Origin of the sequence: Candidatus Accumulibacter phosphatis (genome assembly GCF_012939955.1) — a bacterium.
GTDB lineage: Bacteria > Pseudomonadota > Gammaproteobacteria > Burkholderiales > Rhodocyclaceae > Accumulibacter > Accumulibacter delftensis.
The window spans coordinates 14294-31772 of record NZ_SPMY01000079.1 but is presented as its reverse complement, the minus strand read 5'-3'; the positions used below and the strand labels follow the sequence as shown (position 1 = coordinate 31772).

At 63.7% G+C, this 17479-nt stretch carries 11 protein-coding genes and 2 pseudogenes; 7 read left to right on the top strand and 6 right to left on the bottom strand.

Features of this window, described 5'->3' with window-relative positions:
• The 3 genes and pseudogenes from E4Q23_RS20840 to E4Q23_RS20830 form a co-directional block, all read right to left on the bottom strand.
• Positions 1 to 251, bottom strand: a pseudogene (locus E4Q23_RS20840) (transposase); the annotation flags it as partial.
• Between the two features lie 269 nt (positions 252 to 520).
• Positions 521 to 3649, bottom strand: a complete 3129-nt coding sequence (locus tag E4Q23_RS20835) for an efflux RND transporter permease subunit (RefSeq protein WP_169068404.1) — start codon at positions 3647 to 3649, stop codon at positions 521 to 523.
• A complete protein-coding gene (locus E4Q23_RS20830; RefSeq protein WP_169068403.1) occupies positions 3649 to 4851 on the bottom strand; it encodes an efflux RND transporter periplasmic adaptor subunit in 1203 nt (400 codons plus the stop codon). The genes E4Q23_RS20835 and E4Q23_RS20830 overlap by 1 nt, the downstream gene beginning before the upstream one ends.
• 419 nt (positions 4852 to 5270) lie before the next feature.
• Between E4Q23_RS20830 and E4Q23_RS20825 the strand changes: the two genes are divergently transcribed.
• The 6 genes and pseudogenes from E4Q23_RS20825 to E4Q23_RS20795 all read left to right on the top strand — a co-directional run bounded on the left by E4Q23_RS20825 (position 5271) and on the right by E4Q23_RS20795 (position 10718).
• The gene (locus E4Q23_RS20825; protein WP_169068402.1) at positions 5271 to 5918 is read left to right on the top strand and encodes a protocatechuate 3,4-dioxygenase; all 648 of its coding nucleotides are present in this window, start codon (positions 5271 to 5273) and stop codon (positions 5916 to 5918) included.
• The gene (locus E4Q23_RS20820; RefSeq protein WP_169068401.1) at positions 5915 to 7204 is read left to right on the top strand and encodes an MFS transporter; all 1290 of its coding nucleotides are present in this window, start codon (positions 5915 to 5917) and stop codon (positions 7202 to 7204) included. The genes E4Q23_RS20825 and E4Q23_RS20820 overlap by 4 nt, the downstream gene beginning before the upstream one ends.
• Positions 7205 to 7254: 50 nt before the next feature.
• Entirely contained in the window at positions 7255 to 8211 is a 957-nt protein-coding gene (locus tag E4Q23_RS20815) for an aldo/keto reductase (protein ID WP_169068400.1), read from the top strand.
• A gap of 316 nt (positions 8212 to 8527) precedes the next feature.
• Positions 8528 to 8758: pseudogene (locus E4Q23_RS20810) on the top strand (VapC toxin family PIN domain ribonuclease); the annotation flags it as partial.
• 505 nt (positions 8759 to 9263) lie between these two features.
• Positions 9264 to 9887, top strand: coding sequence for a glutathione S-transferase family protein (locus E4Q23_RS20805; RefSeq protein WP_169068407.1), 624 nt, complete (start codon positions 9264 to 9266; stop codon positions 9885 to 9887).
• Between the two features lie 168 nt (positions 9888 to 10055).
• Positions 10056 to 10718, top strand: coding sequence for a class I SAM-dependent methyltransferase (locus E4Q23_RS20795; RefSeq protein ID WP_169068399.1), 663 nt, complete (start codon positions 10056 to 10058; stop codon positions 10716 to 10718).
• Positions 10719 to 10940: 222 nt separating this feature from the next.
• Here the strand turns inward: E4Q23_RS20795 and E4Q23_RS20790 are convergent, their stop codons facing one another.
• On the bottom strand, positions 10941 to 11189 hold the full coding sequence (locus tag E4Q23_RS20790; RefSeq protein WP_169068398.1) for a hypothetical protein: 249 nt from the start codon (positions 11187 to 11189) through the stop codon (positions 10941 to 10943).
• A gap of 234 nt (positions 11190 to 11423) precedes the next feature.
• Positions 11424 to 13787 (bottom strand): DUF4157 domain-containing protein, encoded by a 2364-nt coding sequence (locus E4Q23_RS20785; protein ID WP_169068397.1) that lies wholly within the window; start codon positions 13785 to 13787, stop codon positions 11424 to 11426.
• A 752-nt stretch (positions 13788 to 14539) separates the two neighbouring features.
• Between E4Q23_RS20785 and E4Q23_RS20780 the strand changes: the two genes are divergently transcribed.
• A complete protein-coding gene (locus E4Q23_RS20780) occupies positions 14540 to 15739 on the top strand; it encodes a hypothetical protein (RefSeq protein WP_169068396.1) in 1200 nt (399 codons plus the stop codon).
• 447 nt (positions 15740 to 16186) lie between these two features.
• Here the strand turns inward: E4Q23_RS20780 and E4Q23_RS25385 are convergent, their stop codons facing one another.
• A complete protein-coding gene (locus E4Q23_RS25385) occupies positions 16187 to 17044 on the bottom strand; it encodes a hypothetical protein (protein ID WP_169068395.1) in 858 nt (285 codons plus the stop codon).
• Between the last annotated feature and the right edge of the window lie 435 nt (positions 17045 to 17479).

Below are 17479 nucleotides of genomic sequence, written 5' to 3'. Positions count from 1 at the left end.
AGGTCGCCTGTTCCAGCCGGCGGCTGGAGAAAATACCCGTCGCGTAGCCATAGACCAGAATCGCCCAGCAGCGTCGCCGGATGATAGGCTTTCGATCCGCGCCCAGCGTACTGTTGAATGAGTTTGGAAAGATCAAGCTGGTCGATCACGTCAACAATGAACCGGGCCAGATGATCCTGGTTCAGCCAATCGTCCAGTGACGGCGGGAGTAGATAGTCGGTCTTGCGGTCAGCGACAATGAAGTGGGCCATGTGACGACTCGGTAGCTCGAACAAAGTATGAGTTTATCATGTGCGGTTCACGGCGCTGGGAAAGTCCGACAGGCTGCTAGGTTGCTGACGTTGAGGGGAGCCGCAATCCAGGATCAAAGCTTTCCGGAAAGCACGACCTCGCATTCAGAATCGCCAAGCTTACTGATAGGCACCGACAGGAAACAGGGCGGGCGCCGCGTCCAACTACGCACGCCACCACAAAGTACCATTACCACGCGAGCGTTTAATGGGAAAGGCGCGCAAGCGACTCACAAACCTCCCTTCTCCTCTTGCGGGAGAAGGGCCGGGGGTGAGGCGGGGTCGGTCTTGCCCAGATGCTTCAGCCACTCGCTGAAGCGGTCGAGGTAGAGGTAGATCACCGGCGTGAAATAGAGTGTCAGGAACTGCGAGAAGAGCAGCCCGCCGACCACCGCCAGGCCCAGCGACTGCCGGCTGGCGCCGCTGGCTCCGAAGGCCAGGGCGATCGGCAACGTGCCCAGCAAAGCCGCCATAGTGGTCATCATGATCGGCCGGAAACGTACCAGGCACGCCTCGTAGATCGCCTCGCCAGGCGCTTTGCCGTGGGTGCGCCGCGCCTCGACGGCAAAGTCGACCATCATGATCGCGTTCTTCTTGACGATGCCGACCAGCATGATGATGCCGACATACCCGTACATGTCGAGTTCCCGCCCGAAAATGGCCAGGGTGACCAGCGCCCCCAGCCCGGCGGTCGGCAATCCCGAGAGGATGGTGAGCGGATGGATGGTGCTTTCGTAGAGGATGCCAAGCACGATGTAGATGACGAACACCGCCATCAGCAGCAGGATGCCCATGCCGGCCAGTGATGACTGGAAAGCCTGCGCCGCGCCCTGGAAGCTGCCGAGCAGCGTTTCGGGGATGCCAAGCTTCTCCTGCATGGCGTGGACCTCGGCGATGGCGGTGGACAGCGACACGCCCGGCGCCAGGTTGAACGAGAGCGTGACCGCCGGCACCTGCCCCTGATGGTTGATGGTCAGCGGCGCCACGCCGGTACTCAGGCGGGTGACCGCGTTGAGCGGCACCAGCGCTCCCTTGCTCGAACGGACGTGCAGCAGCGCCAGGGCTGCCGGGTCGGTCTGGAATTTGGGCTCGACCTCAAGGATCACCCAGTATTCGTTGGTCGGCGTGTAGATGGTCGACACCTGGCGCTGGCCATAGGCGCTGTACAGCGCATCCTCGATCTGCGCCGGCGTCACTCCCAGCGCGGCGGCCTTGTCGCGATCGATTTCGACCGCTACCTTGGGCGTGCGGATCTGCAGATCGCTCGATACGTCCTGCAGCCCCGGCAGCCCACGCAGCTTTTCCTCGAGAATCGGCGCCCAGTGATGGAGCTCGTCGAGGTCGGCATCCTGCAACGTGTATTGGTACAGGCTCTTGGTCAGCCGACCACCGATGCGGATCGTTGGCACGCTCTGCAGGAAAACCTTGATCCCCGGCACCTCCGTCAGCTCGGGCCGCAACTCCTGAATGATCTTCTCAGGGCTGGCGCGCTCGCCGTAAGGCTTCAGGACGATCAGCATGCGCCCCAGGTTGAGCGTCTGTGAGAAGCCCGAGGTACCGATGAAGGACATTACCGTGGCGACGTTCGGATTGGCCTGCACCAGCCGCGCCACCTGCCGCTGCTTGTCCATCATCGCCTCGAATGAAACATCCTGCGCCGCTTCGGTAAAGGCGAAGATCTGTCCGATATCGTCGCTCGGCAGGAAGCCCTTGGGCGTATGGATGAACATCGCGGCAGTGGCCACGACCACCAGCAGGAAGGTCGCCATGGTCGTCCGCGGGCGCGCCAGCACGCGCAGCAGGCTGCGTTCGTAGGCGCGTCGCCAGGCGTCGAAGATGCGCTCCGAGGCCTGATACAGGCGGCCGTGCCGGGCGTGATCGGTCGGCTTGAGCAGGTGCGCGGCAAGCAAGGGCGTCAGCGTCAGCGAGACGAAGCCGGAAACCAGCACCGCGACCATGATGGTCACCGCGAACTCATACAGGAGACGGCCGAGAATGCCGCCCATGAACAGCACCGGAATGAACACCGCGACCAGCGACAGGGTCATGCTCAACACCGTGAAGCCGATTTCCTCGGTGCCATTGAGCGTCGCTTCGAGCGGACTCTCGCCCATCTCCATATGGCGGGTGATGTTCTCGAGGACAACGATGGCGTCGTCGACGACGAGGCCAACACACAGGGTCAGCGCCATCAGCGAAATGTTGTCGAGGCTGAAACCCAGCAGGTACATCACCGAGAAGGTGCCGATGATCGACATCGGCAGTGCCAGGCTGGGGATCAGCGTCGCCGAGACATTGCGCAGAAAGATGAAAATGACCATCACCACCAGCGCCAGGGCCAGCAGCAGGGTGAACTTGACGTCCGCCACCGAGGCGCGGATCGACTGCGAGCGGTCGTACATGACGTCGATCTTGATGCCGGTCGGCGCCTGCTCGCGGAAGGTCGGCAGCAGCTTGCGAATGGCGTCCACCAGCTCGACGGTGTTGGTTCCCGGCTGACGCTGGATGGCCAGGATGACCGTCCGTTCGTCGTTGTACCAGGCGGCGTACTTGTCGTTCTGGACGCCGTCGACGACCCGTCCCAGCGCGCCCAGCCGGACCGCTGCGCCATTGCGGTAGGCGACGACCAGCGGCCGGTAGGCGGCGGCGTCGTTGAGCTGGCCAGTGGCCTCAACCGAGAAGGCGCGCTGGCTGCCGTACAGAGTTCCCGTCGGTTTGTTGACGTTATGGCTGGCGATCGTCTGTTGCACTTCGTCGATACCGATGCCCCGCGCAGCGAGCAGATTCGGGTCGAGCTGCACCCGAACCGCATACTTCTGGCTGCCGAAGACCTGTACTTGGGCAACCCCGGCAATGGTCGACAGGCGCTGCGCGATCCGCGTCTGCGCGTACTCGTCCACCGCTGACAGCGGCATCGTCTCGGAGCGGGCCACCAGATAGAATACCGCCGCATCCGCCGGGTTGACCTTGCGGAATGATGGCGGCGAGGTCATCTCTGGCGGCAACTGCCGCAAGGCCGTCGAGATCGCCGACTGGACGTCCTGCGCGGCGGCATCGATGTTGCGATTCAAGGAGAACTGCAGGGTAATCGACGTCGTCCCGACAGCGCTGCTCGAGGTCATCGATTCGAGCGCCGGAATGGTCGAGAATTGCTTTTCGAGCGGCGTCGCGACGGCGGCAGCGATCGTCTCGGCATTGGCACCGGGCAGGTTGGCGCTAACGGTGATGGTCGGGAAGTCGACGTTGGGCAGGTCGGAAACCGGCAACAGGCGGTAGGCGATCAGGCCGAAAACGAGAATCGACAGCATCACCAGCCCGGTCATCACCGGGCGAAAGACAAAGGGTCGCGAGATGTTCATCAGGACTTCCCGGCGGCATCCCTGATTACTATCGGGCTGCCCGGCAGCAGCCGCGACTGGCCGTCGACGACCACCGTTTCTCCCACGGCCAAGCCCTCGGCAATCAGCGCCTCGGCGCCAGCGGTGCGCTCGACCACGACGTCACGCAGTTGCGCCTTGCCATCGGCGCCGACAACAAATACGTAGCTGCCCCTCGGGCCGGTCTGCACCGCTTCCGCCGGGACGATCAGCGCATCGGCCCGCTCACCAAGAGCCAGCACCGCGTGCACGAACTGTCCCGGCCACAGACCGCTATCGCGGTTCGCCACGCTGGCGCGCAGCTTGACAGTGCCTGTGGCGGGGTCCACCGCGTTGTCGACGAAGGCCAGCGTAGCGCTGGCTTCCACCGCCTTGCCGTCGGCATCGGTGGCGACGACCTTCACCACCCCGGCCCCGGCACTGCGCACCTGCGCCAGATACTGTTCGGGCACCGAAAAGTTCACAAAGATCGGGGTCAGCTGGTTGATCACCACCAGCGGATTGCCGTCGTTGGCCTTCACCAGATTGCCCTGCTGGATCATGATCCGCCCGGCTCGCCCAGCGATCGGCGCGCGGATGGTGCAGTAGTCGATCTGCAGCCGGGCGCTATCGACCGTGGCGCGAGCCGCTGCCGCATTGGCCAGTGCGCTGTCAAGGTTGGTCTTGTACTGCTGATAGCCATCGGCAGAAACGAAGCGTTGTCGCAGCAAGTCCTGGTAACGCGCATCCTGCGCTCGCGCCCGCGCCAGCAATGCCATGTCGCTGGCCAGCTTCGCCTCGGCCTGCCCGAGCTGCGCGAGCGCCGGACGGCAATCCATCTCGAACAGCACCTGCCCGGGCTTGACATCGTCGCCGTCCGCGAAAGCCACCTTGACGATCTGCCCGTCAATACGCGACTTCACTGCCACGCTGGCTATCGCCTCGACCGTCCCGATGCCCTCGACGCTCAACGGCACCGTCTTGCGCTGCGCATTGACGACCACCACGGGAACGCTCGCTTCGCTTGCGATAAGCGCTTTGCCGGCGGGCTGCTGGTCGGCGCCGCAGCCACCAAGCAGGCTGGCAGACAGGGCGATACTGGCGACCACAAACCAGGAGCGGGAACTGGCGCTGCGACAGGGAGTGGAACGGTGGATGATGGCCATGTCTCTGAAGAGCCCGGTAATGTGCTGGCTGGGAAGCATGTGAGCATAGCGCCTTGCGCGATCGTTGTGCACCCGCGGCGCGCAAAGGCCGCGAACCACTCGGCGAACCGCCGGTAGCCGCTCTGTGTCTTGTCGGTGAGCTTGCGCTGTCGCGGCCACAACTTGTCGAGATATCCCCGATCATGAAGGTCATGACCGTTTTCCCCTCTTCCCCTGCCCCTTCTCCCGCAAGGGAGAAGGGAGTTTCGTGAGTCGCTGGCGCGACTTTCACATTAAAGCCCGCCGAATTCGCTCCTTTCACGACGCATTTCACCCGTCGCAGGCCGTAGTCATTGCGTGACTGCCGTCAGCGCGAAAGCGGGTGCGTGTCCGCATGGCTTGCCAATAGAATTCTGCGCGGCAGAGCGAGTCGAAAGTCGGTAGCGTAGTATCGCAGTCAACGACATCCGGAGATCCGCATGCCTCATTCAGCCCGCCGTCGCATCCTGCTTGCCACCGCCTCAGTTACCGGGCTGGCGCTCGCCGCCCCTGCCTGGGCGGGACTGCTGCGCACCCCGCCGCAGGCACTGGGACCTTTCTACCCGCGACAACTGCCGCTTGACAACGACAATGACCTGGTCAGCGTCGCTGGGCAGAACGGCATCGCGCGCGGCGAGATCTGCAATCTGCACGGCCGCATTCTCGATGAAAGCGGCCAGCCGCTGGCCGCTGCCCGCGTCGAAATCTGGCAGTGCAACGCGTTTGGCCGCTACCACCATCCTGGCGATCGCGGCGAGCGCCCGCTGGACCCCAACTTTCAGGGCTATGGGCGGTTCACCACCGGCAGCGACGGCGGCTATCGTTTTCGCACCATCAAGCCGGTGGCCTATCCCGGCCGCGCACCGCATATCCATTTCGCCATCACCGCGGACGGCCAGGCGCCGCTGGTAACCCAGATGTACGTCGCCGGCGCCGCGGAAAACGCCGGCGACGGCCTGCTGCAGAGCGTACGCGATCCACTGCTGCAGGCCGCCCTGATCGTCGCCTTCGAGGCGACGCCTGGCGGGGGCGAGCTGCTCGCCCGCTTCGATATCGTGCTTGGCGCTGCCGGGCAGGGCGGCGGGTGACGGTACCACCGGCATGGCTTGCACGCTGGGCGCGGCTGGTCGATTGCCGGCCGGGTGAGGGGCGAGCCCTGTTCTGGTCTTTTGCGGGTTTCTTCCTGCTGCTGGCCGGCTACTACGTGCTGCGGCCGGTACGCGAGGAAATGGGCGTCGAGATCGGGCCGGACAAGCTGCAATGGGCATTCACCCTGACCCTTGTCGGCATGCTGGCCATCGTCCCGCTCTATGGCTGGGCAGCGGCCCGGCTGCCGCGCCGGGTTCTGCTGGCGAGCGTCTTCGGCATCACTGCCCTGGTACTGGCCGGCTTTCAGGCCTGGATTGCCGGTGGCGCTTCGCCGGTTGCGGCGCTCGCCCTCTTTGTCTGGGTCAGCGTCTTCAACCTGGTCGTCGTCTCCTTGTTCTGGACCGCCATGGCCGACAGCTTCGATCACGCGCAGGCGCGGCGCCTGTTCGGCATGATCGCCGCCGGCGGCAGCAGCGGCGCGCTGGTTGGTCCGACGATCACGGCCCTGTCGGTGCATGCCGTCGGGGTGCATGGCCTGCTGCTGGTGTCGGCCGCCTTGATGATGCTTTCTTTGCTGTGCATCCTGCGGGTGGTGGACGACCATACCCGTGCCGAGGCAGGCCGGCCCCTCGGCGGCAGGGTTCTGGCCGGGTTGGCGGAGGTGGCGTCCTCCCCTTACCTGGCGATGATCGCGCTGGCCATCGTGCTGCAAAGCGTGGTCGGCACCTTCGTCTATTTCGAGCAGGCGCGTCTGGTCAAGGCGGCTGCCCTGGCGCCCGAGGCGCGTACCCAGCTCTTCGCGCTGATCGACCTGGCGGTGAACCTGCTCGCCCTCGGCTTGCAGGCTCTGGTCGCCGGTCGGCTGATGCAGAAGCTCGGCCTTGGCATCACCCTGGCGGCGGTGCCCCTGCTGCTGGCGGTGCCGCTGGCGGTGCTGGCGGCGATCCCGGTGCTGGCCGTGGTGCTTGTTATCCAGGTCATTTCGCGTGCCGGCACGCATGGCCTGATGCGCCCGGCACGCGAAGCCTTGTTTACGGCCGTCGAGCGGGAATCCCGCTACAAGGCCAAGAACGTCCTCGACACGGTAGTGACCCGCGCTGGCGATGCCCTTGGCGGCTGGTTGCACGCCGCCGCCGGGCTGGGCACGCCGGCGGTGGCACTGGCGGCGATCCCCGGCGCCCTGGCGCTCGCCTGGCTGGGAATCAGGCTCGGCAGGCGCTACCAGCAGAAGGTGGCCGAGACATCGTCGGAAAGCGAGTCCGGGGGAGAAGTGCCGGGCGCATAGTGAGTAGTGAGTCAACGATGGTACCCGCGCTGAATTGAAAGGAGAGCGGAATGAAAGTAGGCGAAAGCGACTCGTTGGTTGATGGGCGGCGCGCAGCCTTGAAGGCAATCGCCGCCGGCGGGCTGGCCCTTGCCAGCGGTGCATTGGCTGCTGCGGCACCTGCCACCGGCAGCACGGCTGACACGAACATCCTAAGGCGGCGCATCCCGTCGTCCGGTGAGCTGATTGCCGCCGTCGGGCTTGGTACCTACCAGAGCTTCGATGTCCCGGATTCAGCCGATCCGGCGCTGGAGCAGGTGCTGGCGCGCTTCGTCGCGCTTGGCGGGCAGATGGTGGATAGCTCCCCGATGTACGGGAACGCTGAGTCGGTAGTCGGTGATCTGTCGGCGAAGCTCGGCGCGCGCGACCGCCTTTTCCTCGCCACCAAGGTGTGGACCAGCGGCCGCGCTGACGGCATCCGGCAGATGGAAACTTCGCTGGCGCGGCTGCGGACGAAACACGTGGATTTGATGCAGGTGCATAACCTGCTCGACTGGCAGGTGCATCTGCCGACGCTGCGCGAATGGAAGCAGCAGGGGCGCACCCGCTACCTCGGCATCACCCACTACCACGAAAGCGCTTACCGCGATGTCGAAGCCGTGCTGCGGGCCGAAAAACCCGATTTCGTGCAGATCAACTACAGCATGGTCGAACGCGATGCCGAGAAACGCCTGTTGCCGCTGGCGCAGGATCTGGGCATCGCCGTCATCATTAACCGACCCTTCGCCAAAGCCTCGCTGTTTTCGCACGTGCGCGGCAAGCCGCTACCCGAATGGGTGGCGGAGTTCGACTGCGCAAGCTGGGCGCAGTTCTTCCTCAAGTTCATCCTCGCCCAGCCGGCCGTGACCTGCGTCATTCCGGCGACCAGCAAGGTGCAGCACCTGCAAGATAACCTCGCGGCGGGTCTTGGTCGGTTGCCGGATGCGCAGCAGCGGGCAAGGATGGCGGAGTATCTGGCGCGGGTTTGAAGGTGGGGAGGCGAGGGTGGGTGCGCCGTGTCAGGGTGGAACGGGACGCGGCTATGGCCTGAGAGACACGTGTTTACCGACATGGCTAACGGTTATGCCAATTGAAACAGCCCAGATCATGAAAGTCATGACCGTTTTCCCCTCTCACTTGCAGTGCGCATTCCGGCTTGCACGCCGGAATCGTTCGACGGGCTGGGCGTATGCGCCCAGAATTCCCCGTCTCTCACCCCAGCCCCTTCTCCCGCAAGGGGAGAAGGGAGTTTCGTGAGTCGCTTGCGCGACTTTCACATTAACGCTCTCACTCCCCCTTGAAGATCTGGACGGTCTGATGGGACTGTGCAGGGACAGGGTGCTGCCACTCGACATCGATGCAGCACGGCGCTATGGCGAGCGGGCCGTGAAGGCCAAGGCCGGCGGGAGGGGATTCCCAACACTTGCCCGCTACATCGCCGCGATCGCAGCCTCGCGGGGGTTCCTCGTGGCGTCACGCGATAGCGGTCCCTATGCGGCTGGCGGCGTCACCGTCATCAATCCGTGGGAAGCGTAGAACTACCGCAGGCGAGCCGTCCTCCAATCCAGGCTGCACGTCGTGGAGCAAGCCCTGTCCGTCACCCAGCAGGATCTCCGCGGCCATACCACTTCCACCCAATGTCTGGACGTCACCAAGAAAGCCATCGCAGGCCGGACGAAATTCCTGGCCGCAAAAATCGACCCAGGATTACGTCCATGTCGAGCACATCAACAGGTCAGCGCTGGACATCAAGTCCGACGCCAAAGGGATCACCGTGACCTTGAAGAAACAGGAACTGGTATCGCCGCCGGCCATCGGGGAGATTTCCCATGAAATCCCCGGCAAGGTGCTGCTGATCGATGAAAAAAAAACATGTGATCGCCCTGTGCGAGCGGAAGCTCGGGGACTTCCTGCGCGACTTCCTATCCTATCGAAGCAGCCGAATGTTTGGCCCTCGGCGGTCGAACGTTTACTTCGTGGGACCCATTTTGGCAGTATGCTCAGTGCTTCCGCCATCCTCACGACCTTAGAAAGGCGACAAATGAATAAACTGAAGCTGACCTATTTCGACTTCCCTGGTGGACGGGCAGAGCCTGCTCGCCTTGCTATGCATATCGGGGGAGTTCCCTTTGAGGACTATCGTTTTTCACTGGGCGATTTTTCTGAAGTCCGCAAGACGACACCGCTGAATCAGGTTCCGACCCTTCACGTCAATGATTTGCAGATTACACAAAGCGACGCGATTACGCGTTATGTCGGGAAACTGTCCGGGCTGTATCCAGAAGGTGATTTGCAGGCCTTGTTGTGTGACGAAGTGATGGGTGCGCTGGAAGACATTAACGTGAAACTGGGGGCAACCTTTGGGAAGACAGGAGACGACCTGAAGAGTGCTCGTGACGCCCTGGCGACAGACGCATTGCCCACGTATTTGCGATGGCTCCAGCATCAACTTGAAAGCCGCGGCGGAGAGTTTCTTGTGGACAATCGCCTGACCATTGCCGATCTCAAAGCTTTCGTTATCCTGCGTTGGCTGAACTCTGGGAAACTGGATCACATTCCAATGGATTTGATTGAAACGGTGGCGCCGAAACTCAACAACTACATGAATCGTCTCGCTAAAATTCCTGCCATAGCGCAGTATTATGCAAGTTACGCTTCATCGTGAGGCAATGGATTCGTGCAGCGTGTTCGTATATCGAGGATTTGGCACGCGACCAAGTCTATGAATTCATGAATTCGCTTTCATCGGCGGCTCGCTCAAGCAGCGCAGTGGTGATGCCGCGCCCTTGCGGCAGATCGCGATTGCACTTTGATGAGCAGGGAGGGATCGGTCATGATGCAGCGTTCCTGGTTCTGGGATCGGCTGGCCAAGCGCTACGCCAGGATGCCGATTGTCGATCAGGCGTCCTATGAAACCAGGCTGGAGAAGACCCGGGCCCTGCTAAGGCCGGATAGCCGGATGCTGGAGTTCGGTTGCGGCACGGGTTCGACGGCCATCCTGCATGCTCCGCATGTGGCGCATATCCTTGCCATCGACTATTCAGCCCGAATGCTCGACATCGCACGCGAGAGGGCTCGGGCGGCCGGGGCGAGCAACGTGAGTTTTGCACAGGGCTCGCTTGCCGAGCTTGAAAGCCCTGCAGGCAGCTGGGACGTGATCCTGGGGATGAACATCCTCCACCTGTTGCCCGATCGGGCGCAGACCTTGACCCGGGTGAAGGAATTGCTCAAGCCGGGCGGTCTGTTCATCTCCAGTACCATCTGCATCGGGGATGGCTCTTGGCAGATGCGTGCGGTGGCACCGGTGTTTCGCGCATTGCCGTTGCTGCCCAGCGTTTTTTTCGCTCACGCTGAGGCAGTTGACGGAGGATCTGAAACACACCGAACTGGAGATCGAGCATTGCTGGTCGCCAGGCGAAAACAAAGCCGTCTTTATCGTGGCAAGAAAGCGAGTCTCGGAAACATCGCCTTGAATGTTGTCCCGCCATTAATGTGAAAGTCGCGCAAGCGACTCACGAAACTCCCTTCTCCCCTTGCGGGAGAAGGGCCGGGGGTGAGACGGGGAATTCTGGGCGCATGCGCCCAGCCCGGCGAACGATTCCGGCGTGCAAGCCGGAATGCGCACTGCAAGTGAGAGGGGAAACGGTCATGACTTTCATGATCCGGGGTATCACGCCATGTCATGACCGTTAGGCAGGTGTGCCCGAAGGTGTAGGCGCTACTGCTGCGCAAACTCGTCAATCTCTGCCCGATCGTCGGCAGTTCGGCCGGATCTGCCGGCCCCGTTCGCCTGGCCCGCTGCTGGCTGCTCGAGCGACTCGATCTGATGGCCACCAGGATAGTCGAGTCGTTGCACCTGCGTGCGCAGCATCGGCTGCCGACGTCTTGGTAGCCAGCGTAGTGCCCGTGCGCGTGTCCGCAGCGTCCTCTCGGCTAGCCACGCCAGCCAGCGCGGCGCGGGACGCAAGAGGAGCGCGGCGAGCAGCGGCGGACCGAGTAGCGCGTGAATGTTGTTGGCGACGAGTGGCCGCTGTGGCGCCGGGCGAGCGACCTGAAACGCTGTATTCAGTATGCTCTGACGATGACGGTAACCGTGGTCTGTCCCGGGTCATCCCGGGTCATCCATCACGCGCTTGCACACCTGCAATCCGAGGGAAGGCGTCGGACAAGTCTTGACAGTTCCGGCCTTCCGATGTGGCGCTCACTCCCCGGGTGCGGTCTCCTCGTCGCTGTCGGGTTCCTCGGCGGGCGAGTTCTGCAGTTCTTCAAGCAGCCTCTTTAGATCCTCCTCGGCCTGCTTCAATCTGTCGTCCGCCTTCTGGTTGTCGCCGCGCTCCCGGTTCTCGTCAAAGTCGTCCATCCAGCCACGCAACGACTCCACGTCGCCCATCGCCAGCGCGTCCAGCTCGGCGAGCGCCGCCGGATCCTCGGCAAGCTCGTCACGCCAGTCGGGCATGTCGTCGTGATAGTCCTTTTCGAATTCGGCGGCCAGGTCAAACCACTTATTCCCTTCATCAACAAGCTGCTGGTACTCGGCGGTACCGCCTTTACCGGCCGCGCGCAGGACGCGCAGCTGGTCATAGAGGGGCACGGTCTTGCGCGTCAGGCGCTGCCATTCGCGCAGCGTGGTCTTCGCCTCTGCCAGCGCCGCAGCGTCGCCCTCTTTGGCGCTACTCGGATCGTTGGGATCGATCGCCTCGGGGTCCACCTCGGGATTGATCAGCACGTTCAAGATCATCGATGGCTCGGTTCCGGGCAAGTGGTAGCGGCGCCAGTTGCCGCCGCCGCCGCGATAGGTGTAGCCCAGGGCGAGCATGTCGGCGTGGGTCACTGAGTTCGACCCGCCTATCCAGCCCGGCGTAGGGTTGCGGACGTTGCGCTGGGCAATCGCGAGCATCCATAGGTCGCTGCTCTCGGGGTAGCCCAAGTCGGCCGCGGTGCGCGCCTTGAGCGCCAGCGGTGCGGACGTAGCGCTCACGGAAATCGGCACCGTGGCGCCATCGGCAACGGCGTCGCCGACCACGTCGGCCTCGCGCTCGCTGGCATCACCGGGCTGGCTGACGCTCCGCTCCGCCGCTGTTCCGCCACCGCGCTGCTGCAGCGTATGCACGACCTCGTGCGCCAGCAGCCGAAAACCGGTTTCGCTTTTCGGGTCGTATTCGCCAGCGGCGAAGTACACGTTTTGCCCGCTCGCGAAAGCGCGGGCGCCTAGCGATCGCGCCGTGTTTGCGGCTGGCGCATCGGTGTGCACCTGGACCTCGCCAAGGTCGACGCCCAGCCCCCGTTCGAGCCGTGCGCGCGGTTCCGCCGGAAGCGGATGGCCGCCGTCGCTGCGCGGCTGTAAGGGTGCAGCGGGAGCCGCCGTAGCGGCGGCCTGGCGCTGGATCGCCGGCGACTCTTCGCCGTCCGTGTCTGCGTACGGATCGGACTCCGGCTCGGGCGCATTGGCCACCGCGTTCTCCTGCGTGAGGATGGCAAAGCCAGCGGCATAGACCGCCGCTTTCTTTCTGCCGCGACTCTTGGCCGACACCATGTCCTGGATGAGCCGACCGCGGGCTGCGGCGCTCCCCTGAAGATCCTTGATCTTGTCTGCGTCCGTTTCGCTCGCCAGTTGCGCATTGATCTCGGCCAGTTCGGCCTCGTTTTCGGCCTTGCGCGCGTCGAAGGTCATGCCCTTGTTGCCACCGGAAACCCAGGTGTCGGCCGGGCCGTTGCCGACGAAAGGCGCGCTGGCGCCGAGTTTTCCCGTGGCAATCGTGGCCCCGCTCTTGTGCATCAACGCGGCGGAGATCAAGAACGCGTGCTTCGGGTCGGCCGCCGCCTTCGGATCGGCACTGACCGCGCCGATGGTATCGTCGAGTTGCATCATCTGCAGGCGAAAGACGTCGACCGTGGCGTGAGCAGCGTCGATCCGCGCGATCACCTCCTGCTTCTGGGTCGCGTCCGTTGCCTTGTCCCGCTCGCTCATCAGGATGGCGATGTTGGTCGCCTGGGTCTCGATCTGCGCTTCGATCTGATCACGGCGTTGTTGCAGAGTGCCGAGCGCCCTGGCGTAGTTCTCCGGGTGCGTGACCTGGATCGGACCGCGGCCCTGGAAGGGCGCGTAGCTGCGCTTCTCTCCGCCCACCTCTTCGAGGACGCCTCCGCTCTCGCCCGCCATGTGGGCCAGGTAGTCGGCCTGGGCCTGCGCAGTGTCGATGAGCATGGTCTCGAACGCCGCACTGATGTTTCCGGCCATCGCGGCGCAGCGCTCGGCAGCGGCCTTTTCGCCGCCAGCCATGACGATCCGGTGCACCTGGTCAGCGCTGAGCCGGGTGCTCACCTTCGTGCCGCCGTGGCTGCTGGCCGCCTTGACCTTGCCCGACGCCCGCTCGGTATCGAAGTCTTTCTGGGCGGTGTCGTCCTTGGGCCGCGTCCTCCTGTAGCGCTCCTCGTACTGCGGGTTCCACTGCGGATCTTGCCGTGCCGGCCACCACTCGACCACCTCGCCGCTGGTCTTGGCGACCGTTTTGCGCGCGATCTGTGGCGGCTGCGAGCCTATCGCCAGCGACTGCTGCGTGGCCATGAAGTTGGCGACCAGGCGGGTATCCATCGTTACGGCGGCAGCGGGTCGTCCGCCATGGGTCGTGTCGCCTCGCAGGAAACGAGGCACGCCAGGTGGGCTTGCGTAGCGTTCGTCCGCGCCTGCGCGACGGCGCTTGGCAAGTGCTTGGGTTCTCGGAACGGACTTGAAAATCATTTTGCGCTCCCCTCAGGCGGAATCATCGTGTCGTCCTGTCTGTCCTTGGACCGTGATCAAGTCTGCGTCGTTGCCGGCGTCGTGGGATAGGTGCCAAGTGCCGTGCCAAGTGCCGCAAGAAATTTGTCGCGGCTGAGAGTCGAACTGACGGAGTCTCTCGTGACCATACTTCAGCTGCGGTGGCGTTGTCTCTCCTCGTTTTCACGCCGTTCCAAGCCCCCGTCATTGTTGCGGGAGCGGTGGCACGATTGCATGGAGTATTAACTTGCAACTTGGTCGCGAGGCCGCGTCAGCCAGGACTTTAATCATCGGTGCCAAATGTCCTATCCTTCTCAAGTGATGAGAAAAGAACAGCAACTACCCACCGGCGCCGCCACCATTCGGCGCAAGCTATGCCAGGACGGCCTGCCGGGCTCAGCCATACGGTGGCCGGCCACACCTCTCTGCACCTTCGGTTTCGCCCGAATGCCTCCACAAGATGTCGGCAGGCGTCTGCAAAATGAAACAGCGGAGATGCCCGTAGGTGGCTTGGGGCGTGCAGGCCAGGCCGGCGACTTCCCATCTCGCCGGCATTTGCCATGAACGGCGGCGATCTTCCCCCGTTCATGGGCTATCTGCCACCCGTGGTGGACGGCACGCTGCTGGAACTGATGAACATGTCTTACCCGGACTATCCGCCGCGCGCCGGCAGGACGGGGGCGCAGCTTTCAGAGTCCCGGCTACTGGCGCTCGATTCGCTGCGCCTGTTCTTCAAGGAAAAACCGCATCAACGCGCGGCCGGGATCGTCGGGGAAGCCGTGCTCAGACAGACCCCGTTCTGTCTTTATCTGCGCAATTTCGGCCTCGGTCCACGCGTCTATGGCGCCCGCAACGACCCGTACGGACTGCCGCAGGTGGTGACCCTCACCGGGCAGTTCGACAACCACATGCAGCGGCGCCTCCAGGCGGCGGTGGAACCAACTCTGCCCGTGGTAGGTATCCAGAACCCGGCGGGACAGAGCGGGCCGTTGCCGGCATTCGTCCTGGCAGACGAGGACTGGGAATCGCTGGCAGCTTTACTGGTCCGCAACGCGGGCATGATCGTCATGCACTTCCTCGGCTTCACTGCGGGCGTGCTGAAGGAACTGGAATTGATCCGTGCGGCGGGCAAGCAGACGTCGACGCTGGTGGTCATCGAACAGGAGGACCCGTTCGCCGCGTTGAAGGATGTGGCATTGCTCACCGGCGCCAGCCGCCAGGAGCCTGTCTCGAACGCGGGATCGCTCGACGACTTTCCCCATCGTCTGCTTCGACAAGGCGATGACGGCTGGCAGGCAGTACAGGCGAAGCTGGCCGCGATGGCGCGCGGAGCGCATGCGCCGCCGGTAGATCGCGCGTTGTCTTTGCCGCCCGAGTTTCTGCCTCCCGAGCCGCTGCGCAACTACTGCACCGATCGGTCCACCGAGGAATACGACAGGGCGCATCAACTGATGGACGAGAAGCGTTTCGACGAAGCCGAGGACGTCCTCTATCGCGCGGTCGCCTACGCGCACTGGGCACGCTACCCGCTGGGGCGGGTGATGACCCTGACGGCACTTGGCCAGTTGAGCCTCATCGGCTTCGGCGCCAAAGGGGATGCTGGATCGCTGTTCGAGATGGCCCTCGACACCTGCAACGAGGTTCGGACGACGAGTCCGACGGCTGCCAGGATGTATCCGGCAATCGAGCAGGCACTGGGAAGCTTGCGAGCAGAGGCGGAGGCCAAAGGGAAGCGCAAGATCGACGCCGCCGGGAAGTAGGGCAAGCCATCGGGCGGATCGGCACCGTGGCCGCCATCAACGGCCGTGGCGCTGTGACGGTCATCAACGACGCGAAGGTCAGCGGCACCACGGACAGCCGACATTCAGGAGGGCGAGCGCGATTTCGGCTACTCGGCCATGCCGGACGGGCGGGATGCAAGGTCGGATGCGTGCTAATGCCGCTTTGCCTTACCATGAGCCAAGGGCAGCTGTCGGTCATTACCAGTAGAGCCGTGTGGCGGTTTTCCGGTCCGTTGACTGCCGCCCGACGGCCCTGCTTTTCGAGCCGTCGAATGACCGGAGCTCCGCAAACAGTCCGTGAACTGACGCCGGCACCTGACTGTGATACCTGCAGGTCCGAACTGAATGGCGCATACTGGCGCCGTAGCTGAAGTCGCCGGCATCGCGCACCATCGGGAGCGCGGAACTGCATGTGCATGACGCCACTCAAGCCAGGGGCCACACGCTGATGGTCTGGAGGAAAAACCCGCGATGAATATCCTTGCCATCTCTCGTCTGTGCGCGATCGTCTGCCTGACGACGATTCTGGCCGGTTGCAGTTCCGTCGGACTCGGCATCGCCATCCCGGTCGTACCAGGTGTCGGTATCGGTCTCGGGGTCGGCAGCGGCGGCGTGAATGCCGGCGTATCGGCAGGCCATGGTCCGGCCAGCGTCGGTGTCGGTGTCAACCAGGCAGGACGTGTCGCGGGCGGCGCAGGTGTCGGCGTCGGCACCCGTGTCGGTGGCGCCAGCGTGGGTGCGGGCGTAGGTTCCGGTGGCGTCATCCACGATCCTGACGAACCGAACACACGCGAGAAGTAGCTCGCACGATGACGCGGGATCAAACGGAGCGCTGTCGTTGCCGCCGTGGAACTTCCGCACTTCGTTGAGCAAGGCGTTTGGTGTTGTGCTCGCATCAGCCACGGCATCGACGTGCACGTAGTCGCCCACGAGCGCCTTCAACGTCGTCCTTGGCAGGATGTCCACGTACTCCACCGTATCGACGCGTTCATCTGGCGGCATCGATCCCTGCCCGTGTTCCGCGAGCAGCCTTTGTTTCTCCCGTGGGCCGGTGCCGAGCGCCTGAAGGCGGCTGTAGGCCTCGCAGGCGTAGGCGAACGTCTCTCGCTTGCAGTTGTGGAAAGTGTGCGCCGCCTCGTGCACAACGAAGTCTTCGAAGCGAGCAGGCGCGTCGAAAGAGGCTGCCGACAGATGGCAGGTCGTCTCCTCACTCAGGCCCACCAGGCCGGAAGCGTCCTCAGCAAGCAGCTCCGCGCCCAGTCCCCCAAGATAAAGGTTTGCCAACTTCCAGGCGCTAGCCAGCCATTGCGTGTTCTGCAGCAGCGCGTCGATCGTGACCGGGGTGAGAAGAATGACCGAGCGTTCGAGCAGATTGAGGACCGACGCCTGCTCGCAAGCCGGGAACGGGCGCCCCGCACCATCGGCGCCACTTTCTCGCGCGTGAAGGCGGCGATGTCGATGTTGGCGACTGTTTCGGGGAATGCGACGTGCAGGGTTCGGCTGTGGACCGCGGAGATCAGTGCCGAGCGCAGCGCGGCGTCTCCGCAGTGGGTGCGGGCATCGGCGTTCGTCCTATGGAGGGCGTATTGTCTTCGCAAATGAATATTCCATCACAGATATCGGCCGGGTAGCGTTCGCCGCATCGGAAAGCCCGGCGATGACGTCAAGCGCTCGGACTGTCGTTGCAAGAGTTGCCGCATGCGCAGCGCGCAAGGCGCG